At 61.0% G+C, this 15,952-nt stretch carries 20 protein-coding genes; 9 read left to right on the top strand and 11 right to left on the bottom strand.

Annotation, left to right across the window (positions count from 1 at the left end):
* Nucleotides 1-46 precede the first annotated feature (46 nt).
* Nucleotides 47-1,186 carry a CaiB/BaiF CoA transferase family protein gene (locus ABD683_RS11520; protein WP_344770097.1) on the top strand — a complete coding sequence of 380 codons (1,140 nt, stop codon included), beginning with the start codon at nt 47-49 and terminating at the stop codon, nt 1,184-1,186.
* Between the two features lie 829 nt (nt 1,187-2,015).
* Here the strand turns inward: ABD683_RS11520 and ABD683_RS11515 are convergent.
* The 4 genes from ABD683_RS11515 to ABD683_RS11500 form a co-directional block, all read right to left on the bottom strand.
* Complete coding sequence (locus tag ABD683_RS11515) at nt 2,016-4,262, bottom strand: hypothetical protein (protein WP_344770095.1); 2,247 nt, start codon at nt 4,260-4,262, stop codon at nt 2,016-2,018.
* Nucleotides 4,263-4,946, bottom strand: coding sequence for an ABC transporter ATP-binding protein (locus tag ABD683_RS11510; RefSeq protein WP_344770093.1), 684 nt, complete (start codon nt 4,944-4,946; stop codon nt 4,263-4,265).
* A 59-nt stretch (nt 4,947-5,005) separates the two neighbouring features.
* Nucleotides 5,006-5,371 (bottom strand): hypothetical protein, encoded by a 366-nt coding sequence (locus tag ABD683_RS11505; protein WP_344770092.1) that lies wholly within the window; start codon nt 5,369-5,371, stop codon nt 5,006-5,008.
* A gap of 297 nt (nt 5,372-5,668) precedes the next feature.
* The gene (locus ABD683_RS11500) at nt 5,669-6,211 is read right to left on the bottom strand and encodes a hypothetical protein (RefSeq protein ID WP_344770091.1); all 543 of its coding nucleotides are present in this window, start codon (nt 6,209-6,211) and stop codon (nt 5,669-5,671) included.
* A gap of 180 nt (nt 6,212-6,391) precedes the next feature.
* Here ABD683_RS11500 and ABD683_RS11495 point away from each other — a divergent pair, with 180 nt between their 5' ends.
* The 6 genes from ABD683_RS11495 to ABD683_RS11475 all read left to right on the top strand — a co-directional run bounded on the left by ABD683_RS11495 (nt 6,392) and on the right by ABD683_RS11475 (nt 10,466).
* Nucleotides 6,392-6,781, top strand: coding sequence for a peptidase inhibitor family I36 protein (locus ABD683_RS11495; RefSeq protein WP_344770089.1), 390 nt, complete (start codon nt 6,392-6,394; stop codon nt 6,779-6,781).
* Nucleotides 6,782-6,812: 31 nt separating this feature from the next.
* A complete protein-coding gene (locus tag ABD683_RS11490; RefSeq protein ID WP_344770087.1) occupies nt 6,813-7,355 on the top strand; it encodes an RNA polymerase sigma factor in 543 nt (180 codons plus the stop codon).
* Entirely contained in the window at nt 7,352-8,446 is a 1,095-nt protein-coding gene (locus tag ABD683_RS11485; protein WP_344770085.1) for a CU044_5270 family protein, read from the top strand. Before ABD683_RS11490 ends, ABD683_RS11485 begins: the two co-directional genes overlap by 4 nt.
* A gap of 111 nt (nt 8,447-8,557) precedes the next feature.
* Nucleotides 8,558-8,836 (top strand): DUF3892 domain-containing protein, encoded by a 279-nt coding sequence (locus ABD683_RS18560; protein ID WP_425548500.1) that lies wholly within the window; start codon nt 8,558-8,560, stop codon nt 8,834-8,836.
* A 61-nt stretch (nt 8,837-8,897) separates the two neighbouring features.
* Nucleotides 8,898-9,191, top strand: a complete 294-nt coding sequence (locus ABD683_RS11480; RefSeq protein ID WP_344770083.1) for a hypothetical protein — start codon at nt 8,898-8,900, stop codon at nt 9,189-9,191.
* A gap of 459 nt (nt 9,192-9,650) precedes the next feature.
* Entirely contained in the window at nt 9,651-10,466 is an 816-nt protein-coding gene (locus ABD683_RS11475; RefSeq protein WP_344770081.1) for a hypothetical protein, read from the top strand.
* A 580-nt stretch (nt 10,467-11,046) separates the two neighbouring features.
* On the opposite strand, the gene ABD683_RS11470 is transcribed toward ABD683_RS11475, so the two are convergent.
* The 3 genes from ABD683_RS11470 to ABD683_RS11460 all read right to left on the bottom strand — a co-directional run bounded on the left by ABD683_RS11470 (nt 11,047) and on the right by ABD683_RS11460 (nt 12,619).
* A complete protein-coding gene (locus ABD683_RS11470; protein WP_344770079.1) occupies nt 11,047-11,406 on the bottom strand; it encodes a hypothetical protein in 360 nt (119 codons plus the stop codon).
* Entirely contained in the window at nt 11,385-12,065 is a 681-nt protein-coding gene (locus tag ABD683_RS11465) for a hypothetical protein (RefSeq protein ID WP_344770078.1), read from the bottom strand. The genes ABD683_RS11470 and ABD683_RS11465 overlap by 22 nt, the downstream gene beginning before the upstream one ends.
* Nucleotides 12,066-12,376: 311 nt before the next feature.
* Nucleotides 12,377-12,619, bottom strand: a complete 243-nt coding sequence (locus ABD683_RS11460) for a DUF2188 domain-containing protein (RefSeq protein ID WP_344770076.1) — start codon at nt 12,617-12,619, stop codon at nt 12,377-12,379.
* Between the two features lie 99 nt (nt 12,620-12,718).
* On the opposite strand from ABD683_RS11460, the gene ABD683_RS11455 reads away from it, so the two are divergent.
* Together ABD683_RS11455 and ABD683_RS11450 are read left to right on the top strand one after the other, a co-directional pair.
* Nucleotides 12,719-13,117: a hypothetical protein gene (locus ABD683_RS11455; protein ID WP_344770074.1), complete on the top strand. Its 399-nt coding sequence runs from the start codon at nt 12,719-12,721 to the stop codon at nt 13,115-13,117.
* On the top strand, nt 13,114-13,872 hold the full coding sequence (locus tag ABD683_RS11450) for a hypothetical protein (RefSeq protein WP_344770072.1): 759 nt from the start codon (nt 13,114-13,116) through the stop codon (nt 13,870-13,872). Before ABD683_RS11455 ends, ABD683_RS11450 begins: the two co-directional genes overlap by 4 nt.
* Nucleotides 13,873-13,942: 70 nt before the next feature.
* On the opposite strand, the gene ABD683_RS11445 is transcribed toward ABD683_RS11450, so the two are convergent.
* The 4 genes from ABD683_RS11445 to ABD683_RS11430 are packed head-to-tail and all read right to left on the bottom strand — an operon-like array spanning nt 13,943 to nt 15,763.
* Nucleotides 13,943-14,554 (bottom strand): hypothetical protein, encoded by a 612-nt coding sequence (locus tag ABD683_RS11445; protein WP_344770070.1) that lies wholly within the window; start codon nt 14,552-14,554, stop codon nt 13,943-13,945.
* Complete coding sequence (locus ABD683_RS11440) at nt 14,554-15,387, bottom strand: MvdC/MvdD family ATP grasp protein (protein WP_344770068.1); 834 nt, start codon at nt 15,385-15,387, stop codon at nt 14,554-14,556. The genes ABD683_RS11445 and ABD683_RS11440 overlap by 1 nt, the downstream gene beginning before the upstream one ends.
* Before the next feature lie 59 nt (nt 15,388-15,446).
* Nucleotides 15,447-15,608, bottom strand: coding sequence for a hypothetical protein (locus ABD683_RS11435; protein ID WP_344770066.1), 162 nt, complete (start codon nt 15,606-15,608; stop codon nt 15,447-15,449).
* Nucleotides 15,605-15,763 (bottom strand): hypothetical protein, encoded by a 159-nt coding sequence (locus tag ABD683_RS11430; RefSeq protein ID WP_344770064.1) that lies wholly within the window; start codon nt 15,761-15,763, stop codon nt 15,605-15,607. Before ABD683_RS11430 ends, ABD683_RS11435 begins: the two co-directional genes overlap by 4 nt.
* Nucleotides 15,764-15,952 lie beyond the last annotated feature (189 nt).

The following is a 15,952-nucleotide window of genomic DNA, read 5'->3' as shown; positions in this document are numbered from 1 at the left end:
CCATCCGCCGGAGACCGCCCCCCGCTCGGGCAGGAAGCCTGCACCGTTGCAGGACATCACGGTGGTGTCGTTCGAGCAGGCGGTCGCTGCGCCGTACTGCACGCGAATCCTGGGTGACCTAGGCGCGAGAGTCGTCAAGGTGGAACGTCCGGGCACTGGCGATTTCACCCGCGATTTCGACGATGTCGCCAACGGAATGTCCTCCTACTTCGCCTGGGTGAATCGCGGGAAACAATCGCTATCGCTCGATATCAAGGACGTCTCGTCGCAGCCCGCCATCGATCGACTGTTGGCAAGCGCCGACGTCGTTGTTCAGAACCTCGCGCCCGGCTCGGCGGCCAGGGTTGGTCTCAATGCAGCAAATCTCGTCGAGCGGTTTCCGTCACTGATCGCGGTCGACCTCGCTGGATACGGCCAAGATGGACCCAACGCGAACCGTCGCGCTTACGACCTGCTGATCCAAACTGAATCCGGATCATGTGCGGCGACCGGATGGGAGGGCCAGCCCGCCAAGCCCGGACCCCCAATGGCCGACTTGGGTGCGGGTCTTACTGCCGCGGTTCAGATCCTTTCAGCGATTCACCAACGTCACAGCGATGGACGCGGTGCAGCGATCGAGGTCTCGATGTTCGATGTCGCAGCTGACTTCTTGGGCTCAGCACTACTCCATGCCTCCTTGACCGGCGCCGAACGGCCGCCGAACGGGATGGGATCCCCAGTGGTGGCACCGTACGGGGACTATCCCACTCGCGACGGTCAGACCGTCGTGATCGGCACGACAAACGACACCGAGTGGCAGCGTCTGACCCACACGTTGCTGCATCGTCCAGACTTAGCTGATGACCCTGCACTGGCAACAAACGATCAACGCTGCAGGTGGCGCGATCGCATCGACGAGGAGATCGGGGCTTGGACGAGAACTCTGGATGCAGCCGAGATCTGTGAGCTAGCCGAAGCAGCCGGCATCGGGAACGCGATCTACCGGACTGTGCTCGACGCTGTCGACCATCCTGAACTCACCGAGCGAGGACGCTGGGTTGAGAGTGAGTCTCCGGTCGGCAAGCTACGAATGCTTGCTCCACCTCTCTCACGGTCGACCTGGGATCTGCCAGTTGGCGAGATCCCATCGTTGGGTCAACATACGGACGCCATCCTCGCTGAACTGGGGATCGCGCCCCGGATTTGATTCTGGTGCCACCGGATCCTCATGGTCGGCTTTCTGACAGTGCTGTCCACCTCCGCGACGGCGCGCCTAGTAGACCGCTGGAGCCAGGCTTGCTGCGTGCAAGGCTGCAGACCTGTGAGCCGAGTCTGCGCATCTCGTTTCAGCATCCATGGGGACGTCCAAGTGCCTATCGAAGTAGCTGGCCAGAAAGGGGTTGGACTCCTAGAAGCGAGACGAAACAGTATGCTCCCGCTACATGTGAGCGAGGTCGAGGTCCCGTCCTTAGCGTTCGCTGGGGTCGAGCCCTTCGGCAACGCCGCAGAGCCGGACGAAGGTTCTCCCGAGACGTGTCGCTGACCGTTCAGGCTCAAGAGCGTCTGACTGGTTCTCAGCTCTCACCGACACCCCCTGCCCGAGAATCGCCCTGCAATTGCAGGCACCCCGGCGAGATCCCACAAAAGAAGCACCAAACTTCCCCCAGCATTCCCCCCGCGCAATCGCTTGACACACCTCGTTCGCTGCATCGCCGCAGGTCAGAGCGTTTTCGCCGAAATGTCTGAATCCCGCGAGTACAGACCCCAATGAGAAGTGCCCCTGACCTGCATCGATGCAGGTCAGGGGCACTTTTCGTTCCCGTGGCAGGTGTAGGGTTCGAACCTACGTAGGCTGAGCCGTCTGATTTACAGCCTGCGCCCACCACTCCTCTGACCTGCAGCGATACCGCATCGGGCAGGACTTACCCCTGGATTCCCCCAAGACTCTCGACGCCCGTAGGGCATGGTCGACACCAGCCGCACATTCAAACACTTCGAGGAATTCTCGGCAGGCGAACGTTGACGCCGCTCGGTCATCAACATTCAGCCTCGCTGACGGCATCGGGATACGTGAGAATCGCGACGAGAATGCCGGCAGATGTCACGACGACTGCGGTGAGCCCGATGACTCCGAAGCTCACCGTCGCTCTGTCGTCAACATTTCGAATGGCGAGAGTGACCAACCACCCCGCCCCGGTCGCGAGCCACCCCAATACGATGATCGGCGAGGCAGTCGCCCAGAAATGAACCGGGAGCAGGTGGGCGTGCCCGGCACCGATCAGACGTAGGGTACGCATCCGACTGCGCCGTTCACGTGACGCACCTATCGCGGTTGCAGTGAGAGCTAGCAGGCCGAATGCGAGCCCGACACTCGAGCCGACTGTGAGCCAGCGGACCTGCTCTGGGAACTGCTGATTGTTCGGATTGTGGCGGTCCAGGTCTCCGAGGTCGAACTGCGCGACCGGTCCAGCAGCGCTCAGACTCGCCATCGTGGTTGAGACGGTCGCGCTCGGCACCAATGAGTAGAACGACGATCCGGCCCCTGTCGAACGGGTCGGTGCGAGCTGCGCTGGAAGAACAAGTGCACCGTCAAACTCTGCTGGCAACCTCTCGGCCGTCGCTATGTCATCGGCCAAGGGAACACGTATTGACCGCCCGTTCGACAGAGGTACTTCTCCCGACGAACGCGGCAAATTGTCGTCCTGGGAGTCCACTCCGATGACGTCGAGCCATTGAGGTTTTCCATCACACCCGGTGAGATCGACACCGCTGAGTTTTCGCAGGTCGCTGCAATCAGCGAAAACGGTCTTCAACGGCCGACCGTTTTGACGCAGGGCCACTACCTGTGCCGATCCGGATGTGCCGACGACATCTCGAACCTCATGAAGCTGAAGCTCGCCGAGGAGGTCGCTGACAACGACCGGAACCACGTCGCGACGGGCTACTCTCGCGTCCCAATCCTGACTGTTGCCTCCGTTCAAGATGGATATGAACGACAGGCCGCCGAGCATCAGGATGATGACCACCCCGAGCGCACTTCCCAACCGCAGAGATGTCGAGTTGCCGCCAATCAGTCGCGTCCCGACGAACGCGGTAGATGATGACACGCGTTCCCCGAACCTTCGCAAGAGACCGGTCGCGAATCTGGGACCCGCCAGGGCCACACCTACCGCCACCAAGCCGCATGCAAGCCACAGCAGCCCCACCAGGGCATCGCCTCCGACGGCAATCGCAATCGGCATCATCACCAACATGATGGATCCGACCGCCAAGGAGACCATGCCGATCAGGGACGAGCGGACGCCCCTGGGGGTGTTCGAGGCCAACTGGCCTGCGTTCAACGTCCCGCGCAGCGCCATGGCGCTCGTCAACGCGATGACACTGACGAGGACTGTCATCCACACAACGCATGTCGCCAAGCTGGCAGGCGCCTCGGAGTTGAAGAAACTGATGCTGGTGCCAGGGATGCGATCGACGTGACGAGCTGCGAACCCGTATGCCAGGCAGCCCACCAATGAGAAAGGGACGCAGATGAGAACGAGCTCAGTGGCGTGAACGGCCAATGTGCCAGGCATCGAGACACCGAGCAGACGAAGTGACCGCGCTCGCCCGACGTGCCGTTGGGAGAAGAGCCGCATGACGATCACCAGGAATGCGATTGCCGGGAGCCAGGCGAGGATTGTGCCGAACGCACCGACCACGTGATTGAGACGCGAGTTGTCGGACTGCAGACTCGGACGGCCAGTCGAAGCGGATCCGAAACCGTCGACATTGAGTAGCAGGGGCACGTCAGGAGAGATGCCTTCGATGGCCCGGAGTTCGTCAGGCTCCGACAATCCGGACTCAGCGATTCGACCAGTCATGGTACGTCCCTCGAACAACGCTGAGACCGTCTCGTCCGACCTGATGAGATCAACAAGTGCCGGAGATGCGAAGAACTCGTTGGCGGCCGGCATCCGGGGTATTCCGGGAGCGACGAGGTCCGACGATCCTCGTGCGTAGTACTGCTGAACCACCTTGTGTCCGTCCCAGCGACGCTGAGAAGCGACGACCGGATCGACCATGCGCAGATGCCGGTTGCTGGTCGCCGGAGAATTGACATCCACCTTGGGCGCAATCGCATCGATGCGGGACGCCTGATCGGCAGCGACGTGTGGAATCGACGCGGTGGCTAGCGCCAGCATGGTGACGCAGGTTGTCCCAAGCCCCAAGACGATCAGAAGGAGCCCCCTGACGCCGTCCCGTTTTGCCAGATGGACGGCGAGGCCTACGATGACGCGCATCTAGCGCCCGACCTGCCGCTCAACCGATGTCAACGCTCCCCCGTGCAGCTCCACGAGTCGGTCGCACCTCCGGGCGATTTCCGGATCGTGCGTGACCACCACCGCTGCCGCGTTGCGTTCACGGACTGTCTCGACCAAGAGCTGGATGGCAGAACGCGCGGCACCGGAGTCCAGTGACGCTGTGGGCTCATCTGCGAGGACCACCTGTGGGTTGTTGACCATCGCACGGGCAATCGCGGCTCGCTGGAGCTGACCACCGGAGATCTGAGACGGAAGCCGATCGTGCAACTCAGCTATCTTCAGGGCCTCCAGCAATGCCCCCACCCGCGCGGCCGTCTCTTGTGGCGAGCGACGAAGAATTCGGGAGGGAAGGCCGACGTTCTCACCAATCGTTAGTTCAGGAAGGAGTTCGTCGCGCTGAAAGACGAGACCCATGGACTGGAGCCGGATCTTCGACCTCGCCCGATCCGACCTGTCATTCATCTGATGGCCGGCCACAACGATGGTTCCTTCGTCGGACGGCACAAGCCCCGCCAGCGCGGCGAGCAAGCTCGACTTGCCACTTCCACTAGCGCCCCGGACGGCAACGACCTCTCCCGCGGCGATGTCGAGGTTAAGGCCGCTCAAAACTGTCGACGGCCCTCGAAGCACTGAAAGTTGCCCAACGAGGACCGCCGACGTCATGTCCGCTCCAGTCATCTCGTCAAGATGGCAGAGTTGAGAGTCAGTCTCAGATCGAACACTCAGGACACACCGGTCTTGGTGCCGCTGCAGTCGTCCGGAAGACCGCTCTTCTCTTCGCACACCTTCAAGGTCACGCTCTTGCCCTCGGGAAAGTCCAGGTTAAGCGTGTGCTCCGCTCCCGAGCCGGTGCCGGGGATGTACCAGCGTCCGCTCCCGCTTCCGGTGGCAGACCAGTTGACGTACGCGCTGTGCGAGTACTCAATGCCGTGATACACCTCTCCTTCGGCGACGAATTTCGCTCGTCCGTCGTGGTCCCCCGAATTCCAAGTCCAAGGAATGTCCTGCTGCGCGATGCTGGGTCCGGCCACGGACATGGCAGCGACGAATGCGCCGATGACTGCGGCGACTCTCGTTGAAGTTTGCATGAAGCGATCCAATCTCAATAGTTGCTTTCAAGGGCCGAGTGGCCCTTCCTTATTTGCCCATCACGTTTGAACCGCCAAAATCACAAACCAAGACCAACTTCTTTTCATAGGCCGACAACCCGCCCGCGCATGAGCGCAAAGACATCACCGAATTCGAAGTGGAAGCGCCCCGGGCGAGGCCGCATCTTGCGCAGCCGTAGGAGTGCCACCATCAACCCGCGAGGGTCCTGTGGATCCCCACTTTGAGGCACTAAGTGAAGCTGAGGCGCATGCACGTTTGATAGTCCGGCAATGGGCTCACGGGGCGTAGGTCGCAACTTTGTCGCCCCGAGTGCACTTGTCGACGACGGAAACAGGGAAGCCGTATTGCCTGAAGGCCTCGCATGTCGGGTAGACCTGCCCTCCAAGCACTTCCCGCCACTGGCCGTCTACCTTGGCCCAATACAGTTGAGCGCCCGTGCACGCTGCGAACTCAATACCGCCAGCTGCGTATCCAGCAGTGTCAATCACGTCGACGATGTACTGATCCTTTGGATGGCAATCCGTCATCGTCGGATCCTCCTCGGCTTGTTGTTTCAGTAGCGCCGCAACAATGAACGCTTTGAAATCGTCGGGTACGCCGACGAGCTTCGCAGCGTCGCCTTCGTCCTCGAGCACAACTCCGCCGTCGTCCTCGTCGTCTGCGAACCGGATCACATTGTGCTCGGCTTGGGCGCTCGACGCCGGCGTCGAGGCACTCGCAGGCGTCTCGGGTTTGCCCGGGGAGTCCGAACCGCATCCGGCCACGAATGCCGACACCATGCTGAGTGCGGCCAGTGATTTCACGAGATTGGGATTCATCTGCCAAATGCTGGCACAAGACCGTGAATCCCCCGAGAACCGTCCGATACCTCATCCCACAAGTCCGCTCATTTTCACTGAATTTCAAGAACCTTCTTCGCCCCACGGCTAGAAAAGTTTGACGCCACGAAACGCGGTGGTTGAGGTGTGAATTTCGACGGGTTGTCGCGATGAACCGGCATGACAAACCCCCAGAAACATCGGCGTCCGCGCCGCTTAGCATTCGCCGTTGCCGCTGCGTTGGCCGTTGCTCTCCCCTGGCCTGCAGAGGGTGATGAAGTGACGATTCAAACAATCGGCCAGTGTCCGAGCGGATACTTCTGTGTCTGGAGCGGCACGAACTTTACCGGCACCATTTGGAAAACCAACACGACAAGTTCGTACAAGAGCATCGGTCCGAGCACGATTCATTCGCTGTACAACAACCGGACCAAGCGATCAACTCTCTACGAGTTGTCAGGTGGCGGCGGACTCAGCGACTGCTACAACGCAGGAGAGCAATACAGTTCGCTGTCCGGTTGGAGAATTACAGCAAATTCCGTCTATCTGTCGACAACAACGTTGTGCTGAGTTCGGCAACAAAATGACCTAGGCTCTGCCTGTGGGCGACGACGAGTTCAAAGAACTCTATGTCCGCCTCAGCACGCTCGTTTTCTCCTACGCTGCCCGCGTCTTGTCCCCGGAACAGGCGAAGGATGTCGTGAGTGAGACGTTCATGGCTGTCTGGCGCAAGCGAGACAATTGCCCCGAGGATCCCTCCGACTGGACACGATGGATCATCGGAATCGGCAAGTTTCAAGTGCTCCAAGAACTCCAAAGGGTCAAGCGCAAACATCACGACAACAGGTTTGTCGATGACCGTGGCCTTGAACTCTTGAAGCTCGCTTCGCCAGACAGCGCAGAGTCGGTGGTCGACTCTGCGCAGGCTCGTTGGGTCTGGCATCAGCTCAAGCCAAAGGAACGAGAGCTTGTTAACTTGGTATTCGTTCGCGGTCTGAGCGACGCAGATGTCGCAGGTTTGCTTGACGTGACCGTCACCGCGGTGACAACACGCGCGAGCAGGGTTCGCCAAAGGATCGCAACGTTGCTGGATGCAAGCGTTGGCACACCCGCCGATGCGCCAACAAGTCGAGGAGAGTCATGAGCAATCACGACAACCTCAAGCCAACAGACGAGATCGAGGCACTGCGCGACGCCGCGCGTGAAGCGGGGTTCACAGACCTGATTTCCCCAGAGTCAGTCGGCATCCAGCTCGAAGGTGCCGATGCGATCCTGGCGAAAGCCAAGGCTTCAGAGGCGGCCGACCCAGTTCCGATTCACCGTCGACGTCGAACTCGACTCGCACTCCTTGCAGTTGGCGCGGTCGCTGCAACAACAGTACTCGTACTCGGCATCGTGCCCCTATGGCCTGACTCCACCGCTGAGGCATCGACCCCTCCGGTACTGGGATTCGAGTTTGCGGCTGCTGCCGACATAGCGACCGCACCAGGAATGTCAGCGAGTGACGAGCTCACACGTCTGTCGCGCGTCGCAGCAACGAGTCCCCCTCCGACCGGGACCGGCACCGCGCAAAAAGTAGTTACCGACACCTGGTCCGCCAGTATCGAAGCCACCAGAGACAGTGTCTCGACAGTTCTCATCCCACGAATAGTTGAGACGTACCTTCGTGCCGATGGCTCATTCCGAACCGTTGAGCGAACCGGCAAACCCCTCTCACCGGATGGTCGGGGCCTCCCAAAGCAGGGCAAATGGGACGACGACCCTAAGAGTGCCGACGAAACCCTGCCTGCGGGCACCAGCGATCCCAACTTTGCTGCCAAACTCCCGCTGGACACTGACGGCCTAGCCATCGGGATCCTGAAAGGATCCGGTTGCAGGGCAGAGAACGTAGACACGGTTAGGACGAACTGCCTGTTTCGCCAGGTCAACGCCCTCTACTCGCAATATGTCGTCACACCGAAACTCACTTCAGCCATTTGGGCCATGATGGCCGAACAGCCTGGGATACGACTGCTCGGCGCGGTCGATGACCGAGCCGGGCGGAGCGGGATTGGTTTCTCACTCATCCCCGAGGATGAGCCACAGACTCGATTCGTTCTGATCGTCAGCCCCACAACCGGGCAGCTCCTCGGGAGCGAGAACATCCTGATCAAACCCGACCCAAACTCTGATGTGAAGCCACCAGCGATCACAAGCTTCACCGCATTCCTGGACTCCAGCTACACCACTGAGTAGCCCTCGCCAGGTGTGTGCCCCCTGCCGACGCAGAATAGTTCGCCACCGAGTGTGAATTTCGCGCCGCTTCTGTGATGAGTCAGTGGGGGATGCCTCTCAGGAGCTTTCCAAGTGACTACTCGAACCATCACGCACATCCGCCTGTCCGGCGGGACTGACCACAAACACGTCGTTCGCTATGTATGGGTTGACGCCTCCGGGGGGGTCGGAGACGACGACAAGCCGACGATGGTGGATTGGATCGACAACCAGAAGGGTCTGGCCTTCGTTGGGACAGGAAGCAACCGTGTCCCAGTTGTCGTCCTGCACCCGATATCGGGCCAGCCCTTTCTGCGCACACGTCCAGACGGGCAATGGACCAACAACCTTCTGGCGCTCCCCCACTTTTGATGCAAATCCGGCCCGCTAGGGCTCCGCTCGGTGCACGTCATCTCCAACAAGGAGGATCCAAATGCGAAACATTCTGACGTTCGGCACGATCGCAATCGCCGCTCTCTTCGTACTTCAGGGCATCCGGCTCGTGAAGGGCAACCCGATCTCGGCCAACTTCACTCGAGCTTTCGGACTCATCGTGATCGCAACGCTCGGCACGGCGCTCGCACTTGCCTCGATTCCCGACACGGGTGACAAGTCGGCAGCATTCACGCTCCTCGGCACAGTCGCCGGCTATTTGGTTGGCGCCAAGGCAGGGAGCACAACCGAAACGGGCGGAAAGCCCGGAGAAGAAGGACAAACACTTCTGTAGGTCGGGAGATCCCGGCCGTACGACCGCACAGAAAAACAACAATCGAAATGGAGATCTCATGCCCAGCTTCTGCGTGAATAAGGACGTACAGCCCAACGGGGACCACGAAGTTCATGACCTTTCGGCCGACTGTCCCACCTACCCGAGCCCGGAAAACCGTCTGGCCCTCGGGGAGCACTCGTCGTGCCATACCGCTGTCCAGGCTGCAGGGGACTACTACAACCAGGTCAATGGCTGCTTCCACTGCGCACGCCCCTGCCACACCGGCTAGGCAGGAAATCCGTCGCGAGTTCGCCCACAAGGATCGTGGACGAGCAGTGCGTAATCAATCAACCGTTAAGGAGCACGCGTGACGCTCGTAAGCGACTACTACAACCTGCCAAAGGGCTCCAACTTGCCGTTCTTGGACGTGAACGTCACCTCGACAGTGCACTTTTTGTCGACGCGTTCGCAATACGCATGGGTCTTGGACCTGCAAAGTTCGTAGCCGCTGCGAACCATTGCACCCAGACCTTTTTCGACGAGGTGACGCAATGCGCTGTATCAAGCAACGGGCACAAGCAACTCCTGGGGCTCCAGCTCTTGCAGCGATTCGAGGAGCCACGCGAAACTCGCCTCGGCATGTCTGCAAAGGGTTTCAACGGACACGGAGGCGCTGAAGGCGTCGGCCAGGAGATCTGGGATGTCCTTACCGGAGACGCAGAAGCACTGGTCCGCATCGGCGTCCTGAAACAGATCGAGGACATCCCTTTGTTCGTCGAAGGTGTCGGCAATGACATAACGTCAGACTTGACAACCCGTGTCATATTCCAGCCTCTTGTCGACTTCACGAACGAGATGCTGACGCAATTCCCAGGACTCACCGGAAAGACAGGCGTCAAAGTCTTTTCGAGGCAGGTCTGGGAACCAAAGGCAATCGCCTGGACAGTTCGCCAGGTCAAACTGCCAACCGTCGACGGCGTGCCGCTCTTGCTCGTCCCACGCGAGTGGACACGACATGATCTGACGCTCAATGGCGGGCGCTTCTACGACACTTCGGTGCTCTCTCACGTTCAGGACCAGCGGTCAACCAAGACCAAAGACGGCAAGGTCCTCAAGACATCGAAGGACCGGCTCCGCGAGGAGGAATCACTCCGCCGCGGATACGACACGATCATGCGGATTGTCGAAGACGCGTACGGAAAGAACACCAACGTGGTCGAGGACTTCAAGCGGTTCGCCCGCGAGCGATACAAGCCAACCACTGACTCTCAGGTCAAACGGCGCACTACCTAACGGCTGCAAATCAACCCAGGAGTTTGTGAGATCCGATCGGGAACCGCAGAGTCCGACGACGCCGTCTGACTGGTTCTCAGCTCTCACCGGCACCCACTGCCCGCGAATCGCCCTGCAATTGCAGGCAACGGGGACGCGATCCCAAATGAGACCCCAAACTTCCCCCAGCATTCCCCCCGCGCCATCGCTTGACACACCACAAATACCGCATCGCCGCAGGTCAGAGCGTTATGGCCAAAATGTCTGAAACCCGCGAGTTCAGGTACCCCAGCCGGCATGCGAGAAGTGCCCCTGACCTGCGTTTCCGCAGGTCAGGGGCACTTTCTGTTCCCGTGGCAGGTGCAGGGTTCGAACCTGCGTAGGCTGAGCCGTCTGATTTACAGCCTGCACTCACCAACCCTCTGACCTGCAGCGATACCGCAGCGGGCGGAACTTACCCCGGGATTCCCCCAAGACTCTCGACGCCAGTCGGACGCAGACGACCCCAGTCGTACATTTGCTTTCGTTCGAGTCGACATCCCAGGTACCACTCGAAACTGTCCGAAAATACTCGTTACGCCAACTAACAGTTGACGGGTTGCTACTGGAACTCAGGTTCTTGCGCTTCCGTGAGGTCGTCGTCGGATTGTGCCAACACCCATTCCGACCCATCCGGCTCTTGCTCGCCGGTCCTTTTGTACGTGCCGTGGGCGCCGATGAAGTCGATGGCGGTCTGAACCAGATCCGCGGTATTCCATGAGCTGGCTGCCTGGCCGCGGTGAACAGCGTCATTGCGACTCTTGGTGAGGTAGCGCAGCCGCTCGAAGGGCACATCGAACTCGATACCAGAGGCTTGCGCGATACTCACGAACATTCCCAGCGTCGGGCGCTCGTTCAGCCGTGCCCGCTGCCTCTCCGGGAGCTGATCCGACGCGGCTGTCAGCAGGCGGGACAGCACCACCTCAATGGCTGTCGCGGCGTCGATGGTCGCGCGGCGGTTGAAGCCTCGCCTGTGTGCGGCCGGGCGTCCCGGCTGAGCAGTTCCTCGAGCGGCGGCTCGGTGTCGTCGCGCACTAGCTCCAAGATTCGTTGCCACTCTTCAGGGCGCACCGGCCTGATGCTCGGCGCGGTGAGGGTCATTCCCAGGCTACCTTCGTGCGGCGGAACGATGAAGGTGAGTCCCGTGCCGGAGATCTCCGCGTCGTATACGCGGTGGCTGGGGTCCAGATCCTGTCCAGTGAGGATCTCCGCCCAGGTGCGAACACGATCGAACCAGTCGTTGATGACCTCCGCGAGCTGCAGGTCAGCGGTGTTCCATGATCTGGTGACATCGTCGGGCGCCTCGACGTTGGTGACGACGACGCGCTGCAGTGTTGTCGCCGGCTTGAGCGACTCCGGGATGAATGCTCCGTACTTGCACGTCCACTGGCTCAGCTCGCCATCGCGCGGATCGGGGATTTCCACACCGCTGACGATCGGGGCAGCACCTGTAGGCGGGGCGTCTTGCGGCATTACGATGTCGAAACGAACCTTCCCGTAGCCGGTCGGATACGTCCCGCCCAGAGTCTCGCAGGTGACCCATACGGGCACTGGCAGCGCGTAAATCGTCGTCACATCCATAGCGCTCCTTCTCGAGCAGTGCTGTCCGTCGAACTTCGTAGGACTAGGAAGGTGTACACCGATCGACCTCAGACCGCAGCGATGCTGCGGCACAAGCGCTCTGCAAATGGATTCGCCGGACATTAGGAGCCTGCGCACCGGACATCCTGAACAGTATCAATCCGTCGCGTCTAACTCCCGGATCTGCTGCGTAGCAGGGCGTCCGCTGAGAGATACCGGCGTCTACGGACGTCGCCGGCTGATCGGTCACCTGAAGCCTTCGCGCCCCATCGCAGGGAGCACGGAGTCGCCTAGGATGGGCACTGATTGAGCTACTTCTTGTCGCGTGGTGGGTTGGGATCGTTGCCTGGCGGAATGGTGTCCGAGTCCCGAATCGTGCCGTCGGGTCGATGGATGCGAACCTCTCCCCCACCCTTGTTCTTAACAATTTCGCGGGCGCGGTCGACTGCTTCCTTCTGAGTGTTGGTGTGATGACTTGCCCTGCCGCTGCCTGGCTTCTTGACGTCCCATCCACCCTTGGGATTCGGGACTACGTGGCGATTGTTGTTGCCCATGACTCTCCTCAGTTCGTCCTACTACTCCAGTGTAGACTCAAATGCGGGACTTAATGAGACCTATAATGCTGGACTATTCCGGTCTGGGTGGAGGCACAAATGCCAGCTACGAACATCGAGCGCATACAGGAAATCCTGGAGCGCGCGCACAAGGAATCGATCACGGTCCCCCTGGCCGATCAGGCGGCATTCGTCCAGCGACTCTTGGGTAGCCGCTTGGCCGCCGCCTGCCTCGGACTGAAAGACACACGTACGCTCACAAGTTGGGCCACCGGCGGTCCAATTCGTTCGGAGGACGCGCGGCACCGTATCCAGGTTCTCTTTCGCGTCACCACCGCGATCGATCAAACCTTCGGGCCGTCAGTTGCGGCTGCATTTCTCCGTGGAAGCAACCCAGTGCTGGGCGGTCATTCCCCAATGACCCTCTTGGCGGACTCAGCACCGCGTGACTCTGAGCCGCGGATCATCGAGGCAGTCGAGGCGTTGCTGACCGCATGAACGCGGCCAATTTCGCGCCATGGCCACGCGATGGCGTTGTACGGGTCCACCCCGCTCCGATGGAATTGCCTGCCGAGAGCGATGATCCTGGCCCCTACCGTTTCGATGACCCCCGCCGCCGTACTCAAGACCGCTTCCTCATGCGATACACGGCATCGACAGTGCGCGGTTGCCTGCTGGAGCTCTTGGACTGGATGCGGGACGATGAGGCCGCCCACGCCCGAGAGGCTTCGGTTGAAGTCGATGACGATCCCGGGTTTGTCGATCCACCCTCGGCGGCAGGTAACAACCCGCTCGAGGCGTACCTGCTCGAACGGCGAGTGGCGACCATGACGGCCGGCAGTCCTACTGTCGTGTCGATCGATGATCCCGCTGTACAGGCGAAGCTTGACCGCGAGAACGGAGTGCGAGCGGTTCTCGATGCTAAGCCGGCACGGGATGCCTTGCTCGAGGAGCGTGGTCACGAAGTTCACCTAGACAACGCCGCGGTGCGGTTAGCGAGCAAGACTGGTCGGGATCTCACTCAGGCGTGCGCCTTGGCTCTGTACGACTGGCCCCACAAGCCGGATGTGATTCACTACCGGAGCCGCCACAACGACACCGAAGACTGCTGGGCCATCTACAGTCATGTCTCCGTCTACTGCGTGCACGAGGTCCCCCTCTCCCCCGATATTCCTGCTCATCGTGAGGCGCTGGAGAGCGTGGCGAAGATATGGGACCTAGAGATCCCCACAGATTGGGTCGCCGGGCACTAACTGCCGCGAACGTTCTCCCTGCCGTCGCCGGCCTCCGACGTGCTTGCCTAAGACCTCCTACTGGAGTCTGCTAGGTCAGGTGGGCAACTGCCAGGAGAATCGCGCCGAGTACGAGGGCAAGGACACAGTCCCGCAGGACAGTCACGAGCGTTGCGATGGTTCGTGCACCCACGAGCCGGGTGGTGGCGTACCCTTCAGCGACTTTCTGATGAATCTCGCCCTTCTCGTAGTGCGTGAGCGCGATGACGCTGACGGTGCCGATCGGCGACCTCGCCGAGATGATTCCTCCCGATGCCAGCACCGAGGAGGCCAGGGCAAGGCCTGCGAGTCCGTAGAGAACCATTCCCCGTCCGCACAGGTCGTTCCTGGCAGACAGCGAGTTAACCCAGGTGCCGCCAAGGACGATCGCGGTAGTGAGTGTGATTTGCGCCCGCGCTCGGATGTCCCGCTTGTCGGCTTGCTGAGCTGCGACGTCTAGTCGGCTCTCTTCGATGAAGATGCTCCTTTCGTCATCGGTCCAGTCGGCCGGTACGGGCTTGGGTTGGGGAGTGTTACCTGCCGGCAGCAGGGGCGGCGTGGCGCCTGGGCGAAAGGTGATGAAGGCATAGGCGAGGAAGAGGTGTGCCTCGACGCCCAGCACCGACTTTGTCGCGTTGCTGGACCACTGCTTGAACTTGCTCATCAGAACCCGTCCAAGTGGCGTGCGATGGCGTGGGTGATGGGGCTTGCGACGTCTTCTGGCAGGAAGAGCCACTGCCCTGCGGGGTTGAGGTCGATGAACCACCACTGGCCCTCGGAGTCTTCGATCCAGTCTTGCGACGAGTAATTCACGTTCGTGCTGGCCGCCGCGGCTTGGGCGAGCTCGTGAACGTGGTCGGGTGCGGAGTCGGCGATGAAGCCATAGTGGCCGGCCGACGACGTGCGCCAATCGAGCGGGAGGCTTGCCGCCGGGAGCTTGGCTGATCGAACGGTCGATCCTATGGTGACGACTCGAGCGTGGGTGCGACTGTCGACAAGGCGCTGGAGAATGAACGGGACTTGCGCGATCACTGTTCTGTCAGTGGTGTCGACGAGTTTGGTAGGGACGACTCGACCGTTGCCTTGCTCGTCCACAAAGGCTCCAGGGCCCAAGGGCTTGGCCACCCAATCACCCTCTTGAGGGACAGCGCCGGTGTCGGTTGTGACGATCCACTCGGGTACCGGCACGCCCGCCGCGGCGGCTCGGCGGTACTGGTATGGCTTGTTCTCCGCACCGCCGAGAGCATCGAGTTCGGTGAGCCAGGTGAACCGATCGTCGCGCGCAATTGAGGCGAGTGCGGAGACGGCAGCAGAGCGACTGACCCCCTCCGTACCGGCAGCACTGATCCGCTGCGTCCATCCTTCCGGGGCGAGCCGCCGCAGCCAACCTCGACCCGGTGCGATCGTCTTGCCTTCAATCTCGACGCTCTCGGCGGTGATGGTGATCGGGCTGCGGAGGAACGTGGCCGCGTCAATGATGACTGGTTCGGCAGCCATGGCGTCCGCAACGGCCCGCACGTGGGGATCGGTGGAGTCACCGACGATGAGTGGCGTATTTATCGGATCACGCCAGCATCGATGAGAAGTGTGGCGCGGTCGTTGTCGATCGTCTCGACGGCATTCGTCTCGATCGTCCCCGGAGCGGGTCGAGGTCCGGGCTCACTGACGGGTTGGGCGTTGGCGTTGTACAACGAAGGTGCGCCGATTTCGGTGGTCATTGCTGGCGCACGACGCCAGCCGAGAAGTTGAGCCCGTCGGCTCGGTCGTTGTCGATCGTCTCGACCGCTGCAGTGTGGGCGGTGCCGGGGTCGGGCTTCGGCTCGACGGTGACGTCGTCGGGTTCGGCTGCGTCGTAGAGGGACGGCTCTTGCACAAGTGACTCCTTGCTGGTCGCGGGTGAGATTCTCAGTGTCGCGCATGCCGGCTCGACGTTCGAAACAAATGAGGATCTGAATTCGACCGGTCCGCCGGATCGCCTGCTCCCCCAGCCAGACGTCTGGGCTCAACTGGCGTGGTGAAGTAGCGCTCCCAGCGCAAGTTGCTGCCGGGCGCTAGACCGCCG

Source organism: Aeromicrobium panaciterrae, from assembly GCF_039537165.1.
Classification (GTDB): domain Bacteria; phylum Actinomycetota; class Actinomycetes; order Propionibacteriales; family Nocardioidaceae; genus Aeromicrobium; species Aeromicrobium panaciterrae.
This window is presented reverse-complemented; position numbering and strand designations above follow the sequence as displayed.

Bases quoted from the DNA above. Each gene is read 5' to 3' on its own strand.
- ABD683_RS11515 (WP_344770095.1), bottom strand. From the start codon at position 4,262: ATGCGCGTCATCGTAGGCCTCGCCGTCCATCTGGCAAAACGGGACGGC.
- ABD683_RS11510 (WP_344770093.1), bottom strand. From the start codon at position 4,946: ATGACGTCGGCGGTCCTCGTTGGGCAACTTTCAGTGCTTCGAGGGCCG.
- ABD683_RS11505 (WP_344770092.1), bottom strand. From the start codon at position 5,371: ATGCAAACTTCAACGAGAGTCGCCGCAGTCATCGGCGCATTCGTCGCT.
- ABD683_RS11500 (WP_344770091.1), bottom strand. From the start codon at position 6,211: ATGAATCCCAATCTCGTGAAATCACTGGCCGCACTCAGCATGGTGTCG.
- ABD683_RS11495 (WP_344770089.1), top strand. From the start codon at position 6,392: ATGACAAACCCCCAGAAACATCGGCGTCCGCGCCGCTTAGCATTCGCC.
- ABD683_RS11485 (WP_344770085.1), top strand. From the start codon at position 7,352: ATGAGCAATCACGACAACCTCAAGCCAACAGACGAGATCGAGGCACTG.
- ABD683_RS11480 (WP_344770083.1), top strand. From the start codon at position 8,898: ATGCGAAACATTCTGACGTTCGGCACGATCGCAATCGCCGCTCTCTTC.
- ABD683_RS11475 (WP_344770081.1), top strand. From the start codon at position 9,651: ATGGGTCTTGGACCTGCAAAGTTCGTAGCCGCTGCGAACCATTGCACC.
- ABD683_RS11465 (WP_344770078.1), bottom strand. From the start codon at position 12,065: ATGGATGTGACGACGATTTACGCGCTGCCAGTGCCCGTATGGGTCACC.
- ABD683_RS11460 (WP_344770076.1), bottom strand. From the start codon at position 12,619: ATGGGCAACAACAATCGCCACGTAGTCCCGAATCCCAAGGGTGGATGG.
- ABD683_RS11455 (WP_344770074.1), top strand. From the start codon at position 12,719: ATGCCAGCTACGAACATCGAGCGCATACAGGAAATCCTGGAGCGCGCG.
- ABD683_RS11450 (WP_344770072.1), top strand. From the start codon at position 13,114: ATGAACGCGGCCAATTTCGCGCCATGGCCACGCGATGGCGTTGTACGG.
- ABD683_RS11445 (WP_344770070.1), bottom strand. From the start codon at position 14,554: ATGAGCAAGTTCAAGCAGTGGTCCAGCAACGCGACAAAGTCGGTGCTG.
- ABD683_RS11440 (WP_344770068.1), bottom strand. From the start codon at position 15,387: ATGGCTGCCGAACCAGTCATCATTGACGCGGCCACGTTCCTCCGCAGC.
- ABD683_RS11435 (WP_344770066.1), bottom strand. From the start codon at position 15,608: ATGACCACCGAAATCGGCGCACCTTCGTTGTACAACGCCAACGCCCAA.